This window comes from Rhizomicrobium palustre (assembly GCF_011761565.1).
Lineage (GTDB): Bacteria > Pseudomonadota > Alphaproteobacteria > Micropepsales > Micropepsaceae > Rhizomicrobium > Rhizomicrobium palustre.
On record NZ_JAASRM010000001.1, the window covers coordinates 1,133,365 to 1,152,175 of the forward strand.

An 18,811-nucleotide genomic window follows, 5' to 3' on the forward strand; every position below is an offset into this window, starting at 1 on the left:
TTCAACGCCCAGGCAGGGTGGCACAGGCTTCCAAACCGCCCTCGGCAAGATTGCGCAAGACCAAATCGCCGCCATGACCGCGCAGAATGGAGCGCGCCGCCGTCAAACCCAGCCCCACCCCGCCGCGCGCCTTGTGGCGAGATTTATCGAGTCTGAAAAAGGGCTCGAAGACCGATTCCAGCGCCGCCTCAGGGATGCCTTGGCCGCGATCGCGGACCGTAATGGTAACCGCGGTGGCTTCGCGCTCCAGCGTAATGGCGGGGGCGGAGGCATATTTGACGGCGTTTTCCACGAGATTGGTGACGGCGCGTTTGATGGCGAGGGCGCGGCCCGTATAGACGACATGATCCGGACCGCTATAGGCGACCTCCACGCCCTGATCGGCGAAGCCATCGACAATGCTTTGCAAAAGGCCGGAGAGATCGAAGCTGCGCACCGGTTCTTCTTCGCTATCGCCGCGAAAGAAGGCCAGTGCCCCGTCCACCATCTCCTGCATCTCGAGCGCATCGGCGATGAGCCGCTCGCGCTGCACCGGATCGGCGATGTATTCGCCGCGCAGGCGGATGCGCGTCAGCGGCGTGCGCAGATCATGCGAAATCGCCGCCAGCATCGCCGTGCGATAAGCCACAAAGGCCGATATCTTGGCTTGCATGCCGTTGAAGGCCGCAATCACTTCACGCAGCTCATGCGGGCCGCTTTCCGGGATCGGTGGAGCATTGGGATTGACACCCGCAGCATGCACCGCCACGGCGAATTTGCGGATCGGCCGCGAAATCTGGCGCGTCGCCACCGCGCTGATGCTGCCCGCAACGACGAGAAAAACGGCCAGCAGGATCGCGATGCGTTCGCCGCTCGAAAGCCCCCATTTATGCCCGCCGCCCAGGAATACGAGCCAGCTGCCATCGCGCAGTTTCACGATCAGGTAATAGGCATCCGGCTTTTGCGGCCCGAAAGGAAAACCGCTGCCAGCACGCAACGGCTTCTCAGGCCCGATCATGACGTAAGGCCGGTGCAGTTCGGTGTTGAGGCCTTGGAAAATCTCAACCCGCTTCGGCAGGTGCTGCGTTTGACGCGCCGCATCGAACCAGCGCGCCGCACCGCTATCGGCGCCGTACCATTCCATCCTGTAATATTCATTGCCGTGCGCAACCGGGGTTGCCACGAGGCGCGGGCGTATCTCGGGCGGAGCGGCTTCGATGATATCAACAACCGCCGTGACACCGGCGAGCAGCGAGCGCAAGTCCATCGGCGGCTGCGTCCACCGTCCGCCAAACATGTAGAACAACCCCGTCAACACGCCGGTGACGACGATCGCAGCGGTGATGATCGCGCCAAAACGCCAGGCGATGGTATCGCGTAGTCGGCATGGCGGTTTCATCGCGCCACCACCTTCAGCGCGAACATATACCCGCCATTGCGGACGGTGCGGATGATAGCCGGGCTCTTGGGATCATCCTCCAGCTTGCGGCGCAAGCGGCTGACTTGAACATCGATGGTGCGGTCGTTCGGCGCGTCATAGGTGGCATAAGGAAGTCCACGCGCGTCGAGCAATTGATCGCGCGTCAGAACTCTTTGAGGATGCTCGACGAAGGTGAGCAGAAGATCGAACTCGCCACTGGTCAGAAAAATCAGCGTGTCGTCATCGGCAACAAGTTCACGGCGGGCTACATCCAGCCGCCACTTGCCGAAACAGAGTTTGGGGCGACTCGGCTGGGCCTGCTGCGGGCGCTCAGCGGAGCGGCGCAAAACGGCGCGCACCCTGGCCAGAAGTTCACGCGGATCAAAGGGCTTGGTGACGTAATCATCGGCGCCGACCTCCAGCCCGATCACCCGCTCGGTCTGGTCGGACATGGCCGTCAGCATGATGACCGCAGTGGAGGCCGCGCCCCTGAGGCGGCGGCACAGGGAGATGCCGTCTTCGCCTTGCAGCATCAGATCGAGAATAACGAGATCGATAGGGTGGCGACCCAGCGCCGCGAACATTTCCTCGCCGCCGCACGCCACGGATACTGCGTAGGCGTGGCGCTCGAAAAATGCCTTCAAGAGGCTGCGGATATCCTCGTCGTCGTCGACGATCAAAAGATGCGGTGCGCGCTCCATCACCAAGATTTAGCACAGCCTCCCGCCCGCCATATATCGGAGTTTTTGCGCATTGTTTCCGGCCTGCAACATTACATCAACCGCGAAACAATCGGGACATACGCCATTCAGGAAAGGGCGGCATGGTGGGGGCGGAAATATCGGAGCTATTGGCGATGCCATTCCACCTAAGCGCGCGTCTATCCTGCGGCGCCATCCTGCTTATCTGCGGTGCGATCCCGGCGGCGGCCGCAGAGCCCGCGTCAACCGGCGCATTCGATATTTCGGCAGGGGCGGGCGTGATGATGCGCCCGACCTATTTGGGCAGTGATCGCTACAGGGCCTCCCCTTTGCCCCTCCTCTCGGTGAAGTGGAACGACATGGTGTCGCTCGATCCCAGCGGTCTTCGCCTTTATCAGCGGCTGGGCGGTTTCACCGCGGGAATTGGCCTGACCTATGATGGCGGACGTGACGAAAAAGACCCCGGCGGCATCTCTTTTCGGGGTGGCGACGGCCGCCTCAAAGGCATGGGCAAAATCGGCACGGCGGTGGGCTATCAGCTCTTCGCGTCCTACACGCTGGGCCGGATCACTTTCGATGCCAACGCGACCAAATATGACGGCAGCCAAAACAAAGGCCTTTTGGTGCGCGCAGGCGCGGAGCTTCCGATCCGCCTCAACGAGCATTTCACCATAATTCCCCATGGCGGCGCGAGCTGGGCCAATGACCGTTATATGCGCACCTTCTTCGGTGTCAGCAGCGAGCAGGCGCTGCATTCCAATTTCGCCCGCTATGATGCGGAAAGCGGATTTCTAGGGGGGACCGTCGGGCTAAGACTGCACTACCGCTTCGATAACCATTGGTTTGCCGTGGGCGATGCCTCCACCACATTCCTGGCGGGGGATGCCAAGAAAAGCCCGATCAGCTTCTCGGATACGGCCACCATCGCTACCCTTGCAATCGGCTACCACTTCTAACCCGCAACCGGAGGCGGTTATGCCTGCGATCCCCGCAAAACCGAAACGTCCATGGCAGCGGCGCAAACAGGCCCGCGCGGGCGAGATATTGGCCGCCGCCGCAGAGCTCGCCGCGGAACGAGGCGCCCAGAACCTGCGCATGGCCAACATCGCCGAACGCGCGGGGATCACCAAGGGCACGATCTATCTTTACTTCATTAACAAGGAAGAGGTTCTGCGCCTGATCGCGCCGCCGGAAGAAACTCCGGCGGTCAGCGGGACAGAAATGCTGGCGGCGGAGTGATCAGTTCTCCGCCTGCACGTCGGCGCGTTCGCGCGTCTTGGCGAATTTGATGCCGGGATTCTTGTCGGCGACATAGCCGAGTTCCCAAGCGCTTTTGGCGAGGAACACCGGCGCACCGTCGCGATCGGCCGCCATGCCGCCGCGATTGCCATCGAGGAATTTCTCGATGTCCGCATCCGAGCCACTGATCCAGCGCGCGGTGTCGTAAGGCGCTTGCTCGAGCTCGACATCGAGGCCGTATTCAGCGCGCAGGCGCGACTTCAAGACATCGAGCTGCAGCGGCCCGACCACGCCGACGATCCAGTAAGAGCCGATCTGCGGCTTGAAGACTTGCGTCACACCTTCTTCGGCAAGCGAGGTCAGAGCACGCGCGAGGTGCTTCTGCTTCATCGGATCGGAGAGGCGCACGCGGCGCAGGATTTCCGGGGCGAAGTTCGGAATGCCGGTGAAAACGAGCTTGCCGGATTCCGACAGCGTATCGCCGACGCGCAAAACGCCGTGGTTCGGAATGCCGATGATATCGCCGGGATAGGCCTCATCCACCGTCTCGCGGCTTTGCGCGAAGAACAGGATCGGGTTGTGCACGCCGATGGTCTTGGCGGTGCCCGATTGGGTCAGCTTCATATTGCGGCGGAAGCGGCCCGAGGCGAGGCGCACAAAGGCCACGCGGTCGCGGTGGTTGGGATCCATATTGGCCTGGACCTTGAACACGAAACCGGAAACTTCTTCATCGGCCGGATGCACCACCTTTTCCTTGGCGCTTTGGGCGCGCGGCGGCGGGGCGTGCTCAGCCAGATGCGCAAGAAGGTCCCGCACCGAGAAATTCTTCAGCGCCGAGCCGAAGAAAAGCGGCGTGAGGTGGCCTTCGCGATAGCTTGCGGCATCGAAATGGGAGAGCCCGGCTTTGACCAGCTCGACATCCTCATCGAGCTTGTCTTTTTCCTCAGGGCGCAGCCGCGCCACCATCTCGGCCGAGGAGATGCGCTCGCCATCTTTGCCGAAAACCGAGAATTCATCTTTATAAAGATCATACACGCCGCGGAAATTGAGGCCCTGCCCCACCGGCCAGCTCATCGGCGCGACATCAAGCTGAAGCTGATCGGCGATCTCGTCCACGATCTCGAAGGGATCGCGCGCCTCGCGGTCCATCTTGTTGACGAAGGTCATGATCGGGATATCGCGCAGGCGGCAAACCTCGAAGAGCTTGCGGGTCTGGGCTTCGATACCCTTGGCGGCGTCGATCACCATCACCGCGGAATCCGCCGCGGTCAGGGTACGATAAGTGTCTTCCGAGAAGTCTTCATGGCCCGGCGTATCGAGCAGGTTGAAGATGGCGTCATGAAATTCGAAGGTCATCACCGCCGACGTGACCGAGATGCCGCGTTCCTGCTCGATCTTCATCCAGTCGGAGCGGGCGCGGCGCGCCTCGCCGCGCGCTTTCACGCGGCCTGCCTCATGGATCGCGCCGCCGAGGAGGAGCAGATGTTCGGTCAGGGTCGTTTTGCCGGCGTCCGGGTGCGAAATGATCGCGAAGGTGCGGCGTCTTTGGGCTTCGTGGGCGAGTGTCATAGCGGGGCCGGAGTTAGCAGGCGCGGGGCCCGCGCACAATGGCTGAGAGCTGTGCCCTGCCCGCCACGGTTGCCGCGCCGGATTTCCCCAAGGATTTGGCGCTTTCGCGCCTTTCTTACGGGAACTGCCTAGGCATTCTCGCCAATTGTGCGTTAACCGGCGGGGACGGATGCTGTCTGCAACAGGGATCAAGCTAATGCAGAAGCAGCCAAGCGCGATACGCGACCTACAACGGGATTGGGACGGATGGGGCCCATGGGAACGCCGCGCCGTCGGCGCACTCGCCATCACCTCCTTCGCCTGCTCGATCTTCTGGCTCGCCATGAGCCTGGGGCTGATGCTTTAGGAAAGTGCCTGCGGCGCGGGCTCGCCGGGGATGACAATATTGTTGAATGCCCGGCTTCCCCCTCACACCACCTTTTCATCGAAAAAGACCCGCCCCTGGCGGTCTTCGATTTCGACGATCCAGAGATCGGGATCGTATTTTTGCTGCTTCTCGAAATAGGCTGAAGCGCGCGCCTCATCGCAGGTCTCGCCCAAAGGCCGGGCCCAGGCGCGCTCCCCGTCGGGCAATGTGGTCTGGCTATAGATGGTGCACGTGCCATCGAGCTTGGCGATCTTGATAAAAACCGCTCCGGCTTCTTCCGAGCCCTTCTTGACGAGATAGGCCGGCGCGCCCGCAACCTCGGCCCGGCGGATCAGCGCGCGCACAAAGAATCCGGCTTTCAGGCGAGGTGTGGTCATGGCGGGGTTATACGTGCTTTCTGGCCCATCTCATACCGTCATGGCCGACCACCGAGCCGGCCATCCATTGCGGTCACAAGAAAGATTGGATGGCCGGGTCGGGCCCGGCCATGACGAATTAAAACTAGGGAAAGAGCCTACGCCGCCGCGCCGCGGAAGGGGATGACCTTGTTGGCGTCATCGGTCGCCATGCGCTCGCCGTTTTCGCCGACAGCGGCATAAGGCAGGCGCACGCGCACCGTGGTGCCGACACCGAGGGTGGATTCGATCACCGCCTCGCCGCCATGCATGGCTGCCAGCGCTTTCACCAGCGAGAGCCCAAGACCGGTGCCCTCCTTTTTGCGCACATGCTCGCCTTCCACCTGCTCGAAAGGCTGGCCGAGGCGCACAAGGTCCTTTTCGGGAATGCCGACGCCGGTATCGACCACCGTGATCTCGATCCCCTTGGTATCGAGGTTCGCGCGGATGCAAACCTCGCCGCCCTTGGGCGTGAACTTCACGCCATTGGAGAGGAGATTGACCAGGATCTGCTTGGTGGCGCGCTTATCGGCGAAAACGAATTGCGCGTTCTGGGCCACGGCGGTTTTCAAGACCACGCCCGCACGTTCGGCCGGCAATTTGACAAAGCGCACCGCGGCTTCGGCCACCGCGGAAAGATCGAACACTTCTTCGGAAAGCTCGAACTTGCCCGCCTCGATCTTCGACATATCGAGAATGCCGTTGATCAGTTCGAGGAGGTGATTGCCCGATTCATGCACCAGGCGCGAATATTCAAGATAGCGCGCATTGCCGAGGCTGCCGAACATCTCATGCGTCATCACTTCCGAGAAGCCGATGATGGCATTGAGCGGCGTCCTGAGTTCATGGCTCATATTGGCGAGGAAGCGGGACTTGGCGCGGTTGGCCTCTTCGGCGAGATCGCGTGCCTCGATAAGCTCGCGCTCATGGGCCTTCCTCTCGGTAATATCGCGCGTCACCGCCACGATGTCGGCGCCTTCAAGCCCGCCCTTGGGCACCGGGCGACAGCGGATTTCGGCCCAGACATAAGCGCCGCTCGCTTTTTTCAGCCGCACTTCCGCGGTGCCGGGGCGACCGAAATAGCTCGATTCCATGAAAGCGGCCTGCACCACCTTCAGATCATCGGGATGGCAGAGCGCGCCCGGGGCCAGGCCTTCGAGATTTTCAGGCGCCATGTCGAGCAGGGTATAGGCGGCGGGGCTGGCGAAGCGGATACGCCCATCGGCGGAATGACGGGTGATGAGGTCCATCGCGTTATCGGCTAGGAAACGATACATCGCGGCGCCCTGGGCCGCGGCCTGGTCGGCGGCGCGCTGACGATCCTGTGCCGCGGCGGCGACGAGAGCGGCCTGCACAATCGCGATGAAGATGCTGATGGCGTAAAGCTCAAAGGCGGGCAACGCCAGGCGCGGATGCGGCAGAAGCCCAAAGAACTGCAAGCCAGCGACCACACCCAATGCGGTGAGGGCGGCGAGCGCGGCGCGCAGCACGGTCGGGCGCCCGCCCGAAAGGGCGGCTTCCGCCGGCACCAGTGCGAACCATACCACCAGCGGCGAAAGCACCCCGCCTGTTAACCCCGCGAGCCAGCCGATCAAGGCCGCGAATACAACCAGAGCGGTCTGTTCCAGCACGGCAAGGCGGATTTTGGTGAAGGAGAGCAGCGCCAACAGGGCAGGCGCCATAAGCCCGCCCATGGCGATCATTTCCGCCGCGTTAGGCTGGCGCACAAGCGCGACAAAACCGGCGCAGAGCACGGCGCCCAGCGCAGTCTTGGACAATTGTACGGCAAGGAACTGGCGGCGCTGACGATGCGCCGGAAGAGCTGCCGAATGTTCTCTGTGGACGTCCATAATCCCCAAGCCGCCGGAGCATTCCCGTGTGGGGCATGCTGGCTCCGAAGTGATTAACAAGGTTTGAATGAAGTTGATGTTCGTTCGTTAATTCACAATGTTTATTAAGGCACTCCTTTACCTTTGATTAACCATGGCGCACCGTTTCGGCGCAGGCATTTCATTGCTACCCTAGATGAAAGACTTCCGAAACTGCGCTTAATGCAGCCTTCTGCCCCCGTCTAACCGGTTCAGATAATGCTTCCCGCTCAGCTTGCCAGCCTTCTTGATGGTCCCCCCGCCGCCGTGATCGAGGCGCTGCATTGCCTGCGCGTGGCGATCACCGTGTTCGACGCGGACGAAAGGCTGGTCTTCGTTAACCGCCATTTTGGGTACATGTTTCGTTCGCTGCCGCCGCGCGAAACCTTAATCGGCAAGCGTTATGAAGAACTGATCCGGCTGGAGATCGAAGGCGGCGATATTGGCGCGCTGGGCGAGGACATCGAAAGCTACATCACCAAGCGGCGCACCCAGCTCTTCGCACGTGATTACGGTTCGCGCGATATTCCCCTCGCCGATGGCCGCATTGTGGAGATCAAGACGCGGCGCACGCCTTCGCTCGGCTGGATCGCGCTGTGGAGCGACGTCACCGAATCCCGGCGCAACCTCGACCGGCTGCAAACCGCGATCGGCCTCTCCGCCGATGCCTTCGCCTTCTATGACCGCTTCGACAAGCTCATCCTCTGCAACAGCGAATACGCCGCCCTGAACGGCTCGAAATCGCCCGAGGACCTTATCGGGCTGAAATTCTCCGATGTCATTTTGCGCGCCGCTTTGCACACCATGCCGCGCGGCAATACCAAAGCCTGGCTAGAGAAGCGCCGCGCCATCCACGAAGAACAAGCCGGCGCCATGATGATGGAATGGGAGGATGGGCGCGCCTATCTCATTCGCGACCGCTTGAGCAGCGATGGCGGACGGGTGGTCGTCTTCACCGATTCCACCGAACATCTGCGCATCGAAAAAGCGCTCGCCGAACAGACCCGCTCGCTCAATGACACGCGCGAGGCGCTGGCCGCCACCACGGCCCATAACGAGGCGCAGGCCAATTATCTCGCCGATCTCGCCACCAAGCTTGAGAAAACTCAGGCCAGCGCCGACACTACCAAGAAGACGCTGCTGAGGACGATGAGCCATGAGCTGAAGACCCCGCTCAACGCCATCATCGGCTTTTCCGATCTTCTGGGCAGCCTTGCCGACCGCGCCGGGCCGGATCAAATCCGCGAATATGCCGGGCTGATCAACACCGGCGGCAAGAACCTCTTGCGGCTGCTCAATCAGATCCTCGACCTCACCAGGATTTCTGCCGGGCGCTATGAACTCAACCGCCAACCCCTCGATGCGGGCCAGGCGTTGTGGAATGTGAAGGACCGCTTCGAGACGCAAGCCGCAGAGCGATCTCTCACCATCGATATCGGTGAGCCCATGACCGGACTGATGGTGGATGCCGATGAAACCGCGTTCAGCGCCATCCTTCAGTATCTCGTCGAGAACGCCGTCTCCTTCACGCAGGCGGGCGGCACGGTGTGGCTGAAGACCGGCGGCGATGAAGACTGGATCACGATCACCGTCGCCGATAACGGGCCGGGCGTGGCGGAAGACGCCCTGTCGCGCATCCTGGAGCCTTTCGAGCAGGGCGGCCGCTCCACCCATGATCATGCGGGCGGCGCAGGTCTCGGCTTGACCCTGGTGAAAGCCTTTTGCGAGCTTCAAGGCGGATCGCTTGAGCTTCAAAGCGCCAAGGGCCAAGGCTTCACGGCCATCGTGACCCTGCCGCGGGCGGAGTGAAATAGGCAAATAGGCAGACCTCGATACGCCCCCAACTCGCTATTCGCCTCTCGCCCAATTTGTTTCAAATTCTACTAAATCACGCCTCAACTACATCTAAAGCTCGCAGCGCATTTGTCTCTTTCTTGAATCGAGACATCAGGAATTTCCCAAAGCTTTGTTTTACTTGATGGCGCGAAGTAGCCCGATTAACGCCATCGTATCAAACTTTAGGAAATCCCTTCAGAGCCCGGAAAAGCGCCGCGCCTAGGCTTGCCCTCGCGTCTCGTGAAGGTAGGTCCTAATGATCCTGCGCGCAGCATTCTGGATAGCCGTGGTAGCGGTTTTTATCCCGCGCGAGCCGGATTTAGGCTACGGCCGTCCGGGCGCTTTAGCACTAGCTCCAAAGACCGCCGAATGGCTCGCGGATACGCTCAAGGTCCCCCCCTGTGATGGGCATCCGCATTGCATCGCCGGTTTGTCGATCGCGTCCGACTTCCGCCAAGCGGTACGCGAACGCTTGGAGTTAGCGAGAGCGGAGCTCAAGGCGAGTTCCCCCCCAAGCCTCGCCAAAGGAACTCCGCTTCCATAGCCCACTGCCCCGCCCTCTCTTCTCCCCCGGAGAGAGGGCGGGGTCACTCTAGCTTCGCGCATCACTTTTCTTCCGCCTGCCAGCCACGCATGCGCGCCTGATCGGGTGCGCCAAAGCCGTAATGGGCGGCGAGCCGCGTCAGCGCGAGTTTTAGCACCACCTTGGCAGAGCCGCGCGGCCAGCCGCGGCCCTTCTCGCTCTCCTCAAGCCCTTTCAGATAGCAGCAGATATCGAAGAGAAGCTCCGACAGGCCGGGACCCGCCGCCTTCATCGCGGCATTGAAGCGCTGGCGCGCAGCGAGTGTGGTCTCGGCCATATCGGGGCGATGCGAGCGCCCGCCAATCGGCATGGCATAATTGACGCCCAAGCGCTGCGTGAGCTGGCCGATGGTGTAATCGCGGCGCAGCTTCTCGCCCGCTTCCACCTCAGGCGGGGTGAGCCATCCGAGCCGAGTCAGGAGCGCGAGCGGAGACTCAGCCGCATTGATCACCACAAAATGCTCGCGGCCATTTTCATCAGCGATCTTGGCGGTTTCCAAAAGCCGATGCTGCTCGGCGAAGCGTCCGCCATTCGAAAGCCAGTCCTCACCAGCTTTGGCGAGCACGATCATCTCGCCCCCGCTTTCTTTTTTGACCAGGCCGCGCCGCAAAAGCTGCTCGACCAGCCCGGCCGTCACCTGACGGCGCTTGCCGCGCAATCCCACCACCACAAAGCATGCGCCGTTGAACGGCCGCAGCTTGCCGCCCTCAGAAAGCTTCTGCAGTACGATCTCGGTTGCGTCAGACATGAGGGACATCCTCACGCCCAAGCCGGCCCACAACATGTTCGAGCCAGGCCATGGCCTCATCGAACTCGGCATCCTCGCGGGCATCCTCGATGCGCTGCACGGCATGGCCCACAGTGGAGCGGTCGCGCCCGAAACATTCGGCGATCTCGCTCAAGGGCATCTCGTAGACCAAGCGGCAGAGATACATCGCCACTTGGCGGGCAAAGGCGGCATCCCGCCCACCCCGTATCTCGGCGCAGAGATCGGTAAATTCGACCCCCATCACTTCGGCGACCACCACCTGCGCCGTGACGGCCCGCGACGCGTCCGGCGGCAACTGGGTGGCTCCCGAAATCCTCATCCATCTGGTCATCACTCTCCCCTTCCTGCTCAATGCTCTCGCGCCATGGTGCGCGAGGAACATTATCCTACAGATTTGGGTGAGGGGGATAGAAAAACAACCGGGAAGGGTGAGTGGGAAGGAAATTCTCTAGCAACAAGGGCGGTTAGCGCGACATCTCATCAGTGTAAACAAGGGGGATAGCCGTAAAAAGGGTAAACATTTTTCAACCAGAAATATATCACTGGTTGCAGGTTAATTGTCCCATTTTGTCCTTGAGCTTCGAGGCGCACATTCTGAAAGCAGACTCAGGCCCGCTCTTTTGCCTCCCCAAAGCCACCTTCGAGGACCGCCTGAAGACCAACACCGCCGTAACTTTACGGGCCGCCTGCAACAGCTTAAGAGGGACGCATGCTGACGCGCCGCTTCCTGAAAACCGCCCTCGTGATCTTCGCCGCTGGCAGCCTCGCCGGTTGCGGCATTCTCATGCCGACCGCCAAGGACCGCGCCGCCAAGAAAACGCCCGGCTTCAAAAGCGGCTATTCGGATGGCTGCGCCTCGGCCTCGCTGCAAGGCACCAATCACCGCGCCGAGCAGGTGCGTGACGAGAGCCTTTACAAGACCGACGCCCATTACCGCTCGGGCTGGGCCAGCGGCTTCACCAACTGCCGCAACAACAACGTCAATCCGCGCAACCAGCCCAATGCAGGCCCGATCCCGGATAACTCCCCCGGCGGCCACCCCTACTAAGCAATCCTGAAAACCCGCCGCACGCCAAACGTCCGATCGTTTGCGGTACTGCGTTTTGGAGCGACCCGGTAACGCGGCTTTGCCGTCACCGCTGGGGATTAATTGTGGAAAGTCCCTAGCTTGGCCTGTGGATAAAGTGTGGACAGAGCGCCCCAGCCGCGTATCCTCAGCCGTCCGAGGCTTTTGCTGATGGGGCAACGCTATGATCGGATTACTGGTCACCGGCAGTCACGGCTTTGCATCCGGCACAGCACCGCTGGCGCCACCGCGCAGCTTTTGGCGGCGGGTTATCGATTGGCTGATGGGCCGTTGAGCCCAGCTAACTGAACCAGAGCTTCACTTTCCCGGCGCGATATCCTCGAGCACGATGAGGTGGATGTCGCGCTTGGGCACGAAATTCTCCGCGGAAAATTCGAAGCTGGTTGGGCCGGTCTTCTTCAGCGCGCCATCCCAGCAGAGCGAGAGGATGTTCTCAGGCTTGCCCTTATCGAGGGTGAGATGAAAGCGCCCGATGGGCCCCTGCCAATTGCCCGCGGTTGAAAGTATGTAAGACGTCTCATTGGCCAGCATATAGCCGCCCATATCGGGATTGGCCGCCTTGGCCTTGCCGGTCTTTTCTTCCAGCGCAGCCCAGCTCGGCGCGTCGAAGCAATAATCCTGATCGCTGTATTTATCGTGGCGCTTCATATAGGCGGTCGAAAAGAAGGACGAGCCGGTGACGGGCTGATATTCGTGTTCGATGACCACGGTCTTGCCCGCCGGGAATTTCTGCGGCCAATAAAGCCGCGTCTTCACCATCCAATGTGGAACCACATCGGCTTTTTTGACGAGCTTGCCATTCTCGCGGGTTTCGGCCTCGAATACTTCCACCAGCCCCGCAGCTTCCAGCATCTTGAGCTTGGCGAGCGGCAGCTTGTCGAGCGCGATATAGCCATCACCCGCTACCGGATTGACGGGCGCGCCTTGCGCCTTAAGACGCTCGGTAACGTCCTTGCCCTTGAAGAAGGCGCGCTGCTCGATGTTGAAGGGCACCTTCTTGCCGTCGACCACCGCCGTGAACCCGATGAAGTTTTGCGGGTCGTCGGTCAGCGTGCCGACGGCGCTGCCGTAATAGGCGTTGGTGTCGATATCGGGCAGCGGGAAAGCCACCAAGGTTTCGACATCGCGCCGCGTCGGATTGAGAAACTCAAAACGAATGCGGACTTTCCTGGAGCTGACGTAAAGATCTTCAGCGGCCATTTTCACCGGGGTGTTCTTGGTGAAAACAATACTGCCTGCGCTCAGCATGGCGGAGCTATCATCGGCCAAAGCTGCTGAAAACAGCGCGCCCGAGATCAACACAACAGCCGCACCGGCCTTCAAACTCACGCCCCGCATTCCTGCCCCCGCCTCTTTGGCTGGCGCAGTTTAGGCATGTTTTTCCGTCAGGGACTATTCCGCAAAAGGCAGCGCCTTAAAAAGATTATGGGGCCGGCGAACAGCACCGGCCCCACAAAGCTTCAGTTACCAAAATACAGCTTCAACTACCCAAATACTCAGGCAGCAGCGGCAGCAGGCGCTTCGGCGGGTTCGCCGAGCGGGGCAGCCTTATCCGCCTCGATGTCGGAAAGATGCTGATCGATCTCGACCAGGCTGCGCTTCAATTCGTTGATCGCAATGTCGATATCCACCTTCTGCTTTTCGAAAGCGACGATGCGTTCCTCGCACTTCTTACGCGCGTGGCTGAGCTGCCGCGAATTGTCGGCCTGGTTGTACATATCGAGATATTCGCGGATTTCAGCCAGCGAGAAGCCAAGCCGGCGACCACGAAGAATGAGAATGATCCGCGCACGGTCCTTCACCGAGTAAATGCGAGTCTGACCGCGCCGCTCCGGGCCGATCAGTCCTTCATCCTCGTAAAAACGCAACGTACGTGCCGTAACGGAAAATTCCTTAGTGAGCTGTCGAATCGTAAACGTCCTGTTCATGTGTTCCCATCGCTCCACATTGGGGGCCCGGCTGCGGTTGGCCATTCATTGGCTCTTGGGTCACGTGCCCTGATTAACATCAGACTAGGGGATGTTACGTATGCCGCAACGTAAGGGTCAAGCGATGCCCTAGGGTAATGGTAGTACTTTTCTAAAAGAGTTTACCGCAAAAAGCGAACATATGTTGTCTCTTTTAGTTGGTTATTACTCGCATATTAGAATGAATTCAGCTTTGTTTCTCGGCACTTATAGGTTTCGGAATGTCCCCAATTCTCATTAAGGTGGTCGTCCAAATTTTTGTGGGACAAATTTGAGACCTTTACCCCAACGCCTCCGGCAGTCTCCTAAAAGATGATTTTTGAGGGTCGTTCGGGACTACTACGCGCCAAAAGCACTTCGGCTGCAGATTCTCCGCGCCGGAAGTCCTCGTGATTTCTCCCCTCAGGGAATACAAAATGAGGCGAACCGCCGCTGTCCCACCGGCGACGGAGTTCACGAGGGGGGAAGACAAAAGCGCGTGAGTTTCCTATCTCTCAAACGATGACGCTGGATACCAGAGAACACGCTCGCGCGACCGGGCTCAAAAAGGCCGGGACGGCCTAAGCCCAGGAGAGGATACCCATGCGCCATCAGCCACTTCTGGCCCGCCTGTCGTTTGCTGCCTTCCTGATCGGGCTTACCATCGCTGCGGTGGCCTGCGGAGGAACTCGCGCGGGCCATTGGACACTCGATTTCGGCATCAAGGTGCTGATCCCGGGCCTAGGCTTCGGCATTACCGGGCTGTTTCTGGGGGCGGCCTGGATCTGGCGCGCGCTTGCCATGAACAACAGCCTGGGCTGGCGGCTTGGCACGATCGGGCTGATCGGCTCGGCGATTCTGACCGGCATTCCGGCCAATCATCTCTGGCTCACCTACAGCCTGCCGCCGATCCACGATATTTCGACTGATATCGGCAATGCGCCCGAGTTCGTTACCCTCAAACGTCTGCGCCAAGGCGCGCCCAATCCGGCGAGCTATGACGGCCCCACGGTCGTGACCTATGGCGGCGAACGCATGACCACCTCTGTGGCGCAGAAATATACCTGGCAGGAAATCAAATCGCTTGAGCCGCTCGACAACCGCATGCCGCAGCCGCGCCTGGTCGCCAAATATTTCTGGCGCGCCCTCAACGCGGTGAACGGTCTCGGCTGGACGGTGGCCGCGTTCAATCTCAAGGATGGCCGCATCGAAGCGACCAGCACCTCGCCCTTCTTCGGCATTGTTTCCGATATCGTGATCCGGGTGAAGCCCGCGGGCTCCTTCGGCGCGCGCATCGATATCCGCGCCAAGAGCCGCGTCGGCCAAAGCGATGCCGGACGCAACGCGGCTTTGGTCAAAGCCTTCTTGAAGCGCGAGTCCGGGCACTAATCCACTTGGATCAGCGCGATGCGGAAGCCGCGATATTTCTTGCGCAGCGCCATCAGCGTGACGAAGAGGCTCCAGATGAGGCCGATCGCGCCACCGGCAATCTGGGCATAGACCTTTACCCCCTCGATGCTGGTGAAATGGGTGATCGCGGCGGCAAGGCCAAGCACGAAACCGATGACAAAGGCTAAGACGAACGCCCCCACCGCCCCGCGCCACACCAACAGCCACCAGATCGCCACGACTTGGCGGAAACCGGGTTCGATCTCTTCCGGAATCCGGCAATAGGGCAGTTTCTCGTCCATGCTTAATCCCCCCAAAAGGCGCTGCGCTCTGCGCGGGATGCGCCTCGCAACCCCGAAGTGAGAATAGCCTGATTTCGCGTTCACCGCACCCGCGGCATTAAGCATGGCCAAAGCATTTCGGTAGGCTTTTTCATCAGCCCGCGTAGAGTATCCGGGGGAGGCGGGATCAGATGCAGGACGACGACGAGGCACCGATACAGAGCAGCGGCGCAGCGCCCGAGACGCATAAGCTGATAGCCTGGGCCTTATGCGTGGCCGTGTTATTGGGCCCGGCGGCGCTGGTGTGGTTTGTGCGGGTGGTGGCGCTGATCGCGGGCTGCGCGCCGGGGCCGGGGCTTTGTCACGGTCTGCCGCTGGGCGCAGGCTTTCGCGACGCCTTGAATTTCTGCTGGGCGATCTCGGCCAACCCTTACATCGTGATCGGCTTGTCGATCGTGGCGGCGCTTCTGGCCTTCCGCATCTTTCGGCCGATGCTGGGCACGCTGACTCTGTTGATGCTGCCCGCCACCGCGCTGCTTCTGCCGCTGCTCGCCGTCTTTGTCAGCCGCTATGAGGATTGCCCGGTTTCAAGCGATGGCATCGGCTCCTGTCAGCTCTGGGGCGCCTCGATGGGGATGGCCTTCCACAACGCCGCGCTGGCGCGCGACATGATCTACAACATCCTGCCCTATACTTTCGCGCTGACGGTGATGATGGGGCTTTTGGGATTCTTCTTCGCGCGGCCTAAACCGCCCCGCGCGCCGCACGCCATGGCGCATATGCAGCGCCCGTTTGGCGAGGAATGGGGCGGGCGCTAATCCGCCCCATCGCAGTCCTTAATAGGGCTTGTAATCCAAGGCGTGGACCAAGCCGCGGATGGTGCGGTAGAGGAACCAGACGACCAGCACCGGATAGACCAGAAGCCCAATGCCGATCAGGCAGAGCGGCAAGGCGGCCAGGCCAATCACCAGGCTGATCCAGAAGGTCGAGATGATCGCCTCCCAGTGGCTTTCCCAGAGCGTGCCGCGGGCCTCGCCGCGCTGCACATAGGCGAGGATCACCCCGCCAATGGTCGCCATATGCAAGGTCGGCCAGCCGACCAGGAACAGGATGTAAGCCACAATGGCGAGCGTCCGATTGGAATCGGTCGTCACCGGGGGGTTCTGCTCGTTCACCGCGTGGTCGGCCATGGGCGCCGCCTCTCCTGAATTCTAGTTTAGAATGTGGGAAGGGCCTTGGGGGTTTTCAATATTATGAAATTCGAATAGCCGCGCATGGCTTCCGCGTATTTCACGCAGGGCTTTGCGATAACACTCGCCGGGGAGCAAAAGGTAACATTTCGCGACAGTCCCCATGGCAAAAATGTCATGGAATTGCAGGCGGTTCGCTCTTGTCCTGCCACAAAGTAAGGCCATATCTGGAGCATGAGCTGAGGGGGCAGACGGGAGAGAACCGATGCCGAGCTATGACATCCGCTATCTGAACGAGGACGGCACCGTCCGCGCCAAGATCGCCACCGAATGCACCAATGACATGCAGGCCAAGGTGATGGCCCATGCCATGATCGCGTCCGGCACCCGCCGCATCGAGATATGGGACGGCCCCACCCTCGTCTACGAACGCCCGCAAAATCATTGAGCCCCAATTGTCATCCCGGACGCGCCCCACGTGCTTTAGGCGCCTGAAAGATGCGGCGCGATCCGGGACCCACTCGGAAGTCTTTCAGACGTTGAAGTGGGTCCCGGCTCGGCGTGCCCGTTGCTCCGCAACGCGCCCTTGGCCGGGATGACAGACTTAGTGTTCCCCGCCTTTCATGGCGTCGCCCTTCATGGCATCGCCTTTCATCGCATCTTTCTTCGCCGGCTTTTTCTTCGTCATCATGGCGTCGTGACCCTTCATCGACCCGCCTTTCATGGCATCGCCTTTCATGGCGTCACCTTTCATCGCACCCCCCTTCATGGCGTCATGGCTTTTCATCGCCCCACCCGACATGGCATCCGGCTCGGCATAGGCCGCGGACACAAAGAGCGCGAGGGCGGAGGCGGCAATCAAAGCTTTCATCTGTATCTCCCAAAGCTGGTTATACCCGTCTACGGGCTGTAACGATGTATTCGCGGCTGCGGATTTTGCGGTTACATCCAAAACCGCATAAAAAGCCTGTAACCAACCGGGGCCCCGATGCGAAAGCATCCAGAGACCATGCGACAAGAGCCAGACACGGCGGAAGCGGCGCTGAAAGCGTTGATGCTGGCGGGGCTGGCCGGAGACGGTGCAGCCTATCGGGCGCTGCTCTCGCGCTTGACGCCCTATTTGCGGGGCTATTTCGCGCGGCGGCTTTCCCGCGCGGCAGAGGCCGAGGATTTGGTGCAGGAAACCTTGATCGCCATTCATACCAAGCGCGCCAGCTTTGATCAGGCCCTGCCTTTTACCGCCTGGCTGCACGCCATCGCGCGCTACAAGCTGATCGATCATTTGCGCAAAAGCGGCATCCGCGCCACCCTGCCATTGGAAGAGGCCGAGGCCGTTTTCGGCGAAAGCGATAGCGAGGCCGCCGAAGCCAGCCGCGATGTGCGGGAACTTCTCGCCAAATTGCCGGACGCCAAAAGGATATTGCTGGAGAAGGTGAAGCTCGAAGGACTATCCACCGCGGAAGCCGCCCTCTCGCTCGGCATGAGCGAAAGCGCGGTGAAAGTCGGCGTACATCGCAGCTTGAAGGCGCTGATGAAATTGATCGGAGGCCGCGATGACTGATACCGAACATCTAATCGCAGCGCTCGCCTCCTCACCCGAACGCCCGCAGCCCGTTGCCGCGATTTTCACGCGCCGCCTCGCCGCTGGCGTCTTGGCCGCGATTTTATTGACCTTCCTGGTACTCGGCTTTCGCCCCGACGCCTTCACCGCCGCAGGCATGGCTGTGTGCTGGCCTAAGCTCATCTATACGCTGGTGCTCGCCGTGACGGGCTTTGTGGTGCTGGAGCGCCTGGGGCGGCCGGGCACCGTGGTGGGCAAGCGCGCGCTTCTGATAGCGGTGCCACTTGTGGTGATGGGGCTTGGCGCGCTCCTGCAATGGCAAAGCGCCGATGCGAGCTTGCGCCCGCTGCTTTTATGGGGCCGCTCCTGGCTCGTCTGCCCTTATTTGATCGTCTTCATTTCGGCGCCGGTTTTCGCGGCCACGATTTTGGCGATGCGCCGCTTGGCGCCGACCAATCCGGTGGCGGCAGGCGCGGCGGCGGGGTTCTTCGCAGGCGCTGCGGGCGCCACCGTTTACGGCTTTCATTGCGGCGAGACCGCGATGGTCTTTGTCAGCATCTGGTACAGCCTTGGCATCGCCGCGATGACGCTGATCGGCGCCGCGACGGGACGTTGGCTGCTGCGCTGGTAG

General features: G+C 60.9%; 22 protein-coding genes. 10 read left to right on the plus strand and 12 right to left on the minus strand.

The annotated features are described in order from the left end of the window. Position 1: 1 nt before the first annotated feature. Positions 2–1,378 carry an ATP-binding protein gene (locus FHS83_RS04960; protein ID WP_167081494.1) on the minus strand — a complete coding sequence of 459 codons (1,377 nt, stop codon included), beginning with the start codon at positions 1,376–1,378 and terminating at the stop codon, positions 2–4. Further along, on the minus strand, positions 1,375–2,100 hold the full coding sequence (locus tag FHS83_RS04965) for a response regulator (RefSeq protein WP_167081496.1): 726 nt from the start codon (positions 2,098–2,100) through the stop codon (positions 1,375–1,377). The genes FHS83_RS04960 and FHS83_RS04965 overlap by 4 nt, the downstream gene beginning before the upstream one ends. A 155-nt stretch (positions 2,101–2,255) precedes the next feature. Here FHS83_RS04965 and FHS83_RS04970 point away from each other — a divergent pair, with 155 nt between their 5' ends. Continuing rightward, entirely contained in the window at positions 2,256–3,056 is an 801-nt protein-coding gene (locus tag FHS83_RS04970; RefSeq protein WP_167081498.1) for a MipA/OmpV family protein, read from the plus strand. Positions 3,057–3,075: 19 nt separating this feature from the next. Further along, positions 3,076–3,339 (plus strand): helix-turn-helix domain-containing protein, encoded by a 264-nt coding sequence (locus FHS83_RS04975; RefSeq protein WP_167081500.1) that lies wholly within the window; start codon positions 3,076–3,078, stop codon positions 3,337–3,339. Here the strand turns inward: FHS83_RS04975 and FHS83_RS04980 are convergent, their stop codons facing one another. After that, positions 3,340–4,908, minus strand: a complete 1,569-nt coding sequence (locus FHS83_RS04980; RefSeq protein ID WP_167081502.1) for a peptide chain release factor 3 — start codon at positions 4,906–4,908, stop codon at positions 3,340–3,342. Positions 4,909–5,104: 196 nt separating this feature from the next. On the opposite strand from FHS83_RS04980, the gene FHS83_RS04985 reads away from it, so the two are divergent. Continuing rightward, positions 5,105–5,254 (plus strand): hypothetical protein, encoded by a 150-nt coding sequence (locus tag FHS83_RS04985; RefSeq protein WP_167081504.1) that lies wholly within the window; start codon positions 5,105–5,107, stop codon positions 5,252–5,254. Between the two features lie 62 nt (positions 5,255–5,316). Here FHS83_RS04985 and FHS83_RS04990 read toward each other — a convergent pair whose 3' ends face one another. Beyond that, the gene (locus FHS83_RS04990) at positions 5,317–5,652 is read right to left on the minus strand and encodes a DUF1491 family protein (protein ID WP_167081506.1); all 336 of its coding nucleotides are present in this window, start codon (positions 5,650–5,652) and stop codon (positions 5,317–5,319) included. Between the two features lie 137 nt (positions 5,653–5,789). Next, positions 5,790–7,520 carry a PAS domain-containing sensor histidine kinase gene (locus tag FHS83_RS04995; RefSeq protein ID WP_167081508.1) on the minus strand — a complete coding sequence of 577 codons (1,731 nt, stop codon included), beginning with the start codon at positions 7,518–7,520 and terminating at the stop codon, positions 5,790–5,792. Positions 7,521–7,757: 237 nt separating this feature from the next. On the opposite strand from FHS83_RS04995, the gene FHS83_RS05000 reads away from it, so the two are divergent. Beyond that, positions 7,758–9,347: a sensor histidine kinase gene (locus FHS83_RS05000; RefSeq protein WP_167081510.1), complete on the plus strand. Its 1,590-nt coding sequence runs from the start codon at positions 7,758–7,760 to the stop codon at positions 9,345–9,347. A 632-nt stretch (positions 9,348–9,979) separates the two neighbouring features. On the opposite strand, the gene FHS83_RS05005 is transcribed toward FHS83_RS05000, so the two are convergent. Together FHS83_RS05005 and FHS83_RS05010 are read right to left on the minus strand one after the other, a co-directional pair. After that, positions 9,980–10,705: a DUF6456 domain-containing protein gene (locus FHS83_RS05005; protein ID WP_167081512.1), complete on the minus strand. Its 726-nt coding sequence runs from the start codon at positions 10,703–10,705 to the stop codon at positions 9,980–9,982. Continuing rightward, entirely contained in the window at positions 10,698–11,057 is a 360-nt protein-coding gene (locus FHS83_RS05010; RefSeq protein ID WP_167081514.1) for a helix-turn-helix domain-containing protein, read from the minus strand. The genes FHS83_RS05005 and FHS83_RS05010 overlap by 8 nt, the downstream gene beginning before the upstream one ends. A 378-nt stretch (positions 11,058–11,435) precedes the next feature. Here FHS83_RS05010 and FHS83_RS05015 point away from each other — a divergent pair, with 378 nt between their 5' ends. Next, positions 11,436–11,774, plus strand: a complete 339-nt coding sequence (locus FHS83_RS05015) for a hypothetical protein (RefSeq protein ID WP_167081516.1) — start codon at positions 11,436–11,438, stop codon at positions 11,772–11,774. A gap of 336 nt (positions 11,775–12,110) precedes the next feature. On the opposite strand, the gene FHS83_RS05020 is transcribed toward FHS83_RS05015, so the two are convergent. Both FHS83_RS05020 and FHS83_RS05025 read right to left on the minus strand, forming a co-directional pair. Then, positions 12,111–13,151, minus strand: a complete 1,041-nt coding sequence (locus FHS83_RS05020; protein ID WP_167081518.1) for a DUF4424 family protein — start codon at positions 13,149–13,151, stop codon at positions 12,111–12,113. A gap of 158 nt (positions 13,152–13,309) precedes the next feature. Next, a complete protein-coding gene (locus tag FHS83_RS05025) occupies positions 13,310–13,786 on the minus strand; it encodes a MerR family transcriptional regulator (RefSeq protein ID WP_208414232.1) in 477 nt (158 codons plus the stop codon). Between the two features lie 576 nt (positions 13,787–14,362). On the opposite strand from FHS83_RS05025, the gene FHS83_RS05030 reads away from it, so the two are divergent. Further along, a complete protein-coding gene (locus FHS83_RS05030; protein ID WP_167081520.1) occupies positions 14,363–15,148 on the plus strand; it encodes a DUF1499 domain-containing protein in 786 nt (261 codons plus the stop codon). Here FHS83_RS05030 and FHS83_RS05035 read toward each other — a convergent pair. Next, positions 15,145–15,450, minus strand: coding sequence for a hypothetical protein (locus FHS83_RS05035; RefSeq protein ID WP_167081522.1), 306 nt, complete (start codon positions 15,448–15,450; stop codon positions 15,145–15,147). The genes FHS83_RS05030 and FHS83_RS05035 overlap by 4 nt on opposite strands. Before the next feature lie 170 nt (positions 15,451–15,620). On the opposite strand from FHS83_RS05035, the gene FHS83_RS05040 reads away from it, so the two are divergent. Then, on the plus strand, positions 15,621–16,247 hold the full coding sequence (locus tag FHS83_RS05040) for a hypothetical protein (protein ID WP_167081524.1): 627 nt from the start codon (positions 15,621–15,623) through the stop codon (positions 16,245–16,247). Between the two features lie 18 nt (positions 16,248–16,265). Here FHS83_RS05040 and FHS83_RS05045 read toward each other — a convergent pair whose 3' ends face one another. After that, entirely contained in the window at positions 16,266–16,619 is a 354-nt protein-coding gene (locus tag FHS83_RS05045; protein WP_167081526.1) for a DUF4870 family protein, read from the minus strand. A gap of 265 nt (positions 16,620–16,884) precedes the next feature. Here FHS83_RS05045 and FHS83_RS05050 point away from each other — a divergent pair, with 265 nt between their 5' ends. Beyond that, positions 16,885–17,067, plus strand: a complete 183-nt coding sequence (locus FHS83_RS05050) for a hypothetical protein (protein WP_167081528.1) — start codon at positions 16,885–16,887, stop codon at positions 17,065–17,067. Between the two features lie 156 nt (positions 17,068–17,223). On the opposite strand, the gene FHS83_RS05055 is transcribed toward FHS83_RS05050, so the two are convergent. After that, complete coding sequence (locus FHS83_RS05055) at positions 17,224–17,490, minus strand: pentapeptide MXKDX repeat protein (protein ID WP_208414233.1); 267 nt, start codon at positions 17,488–17,490, stop codon at positions 17,224–17,226. Between the two features lie 138 nt (positions 17,491–17,628). On the opposite strand from FHS83_RS05055, the gene FHS83_RS05060 reads away from it, so the two are divergent. Further along, a complete protein-coding gene (locus FHS83_RS05060) occupies positions 17,629–18,180 on the plus strand; it encodes a sigma-70 family RNA polymerase sigma factor (RefSeq protein ID WP_167081530.1) in 552 nt (183 codons plus the stop codon). Then, entirely contained in the window at positions 18,173–18,811 is a 639-nt protein-coding gene (locus FHS83_RS05065; protein WP_167081532.1) for an NrsF family protein, read from the plus strand. Before FHS83_RS05060 ends, FHS83_RS05065 begins: the two co-directional genes overlap by 8 nt.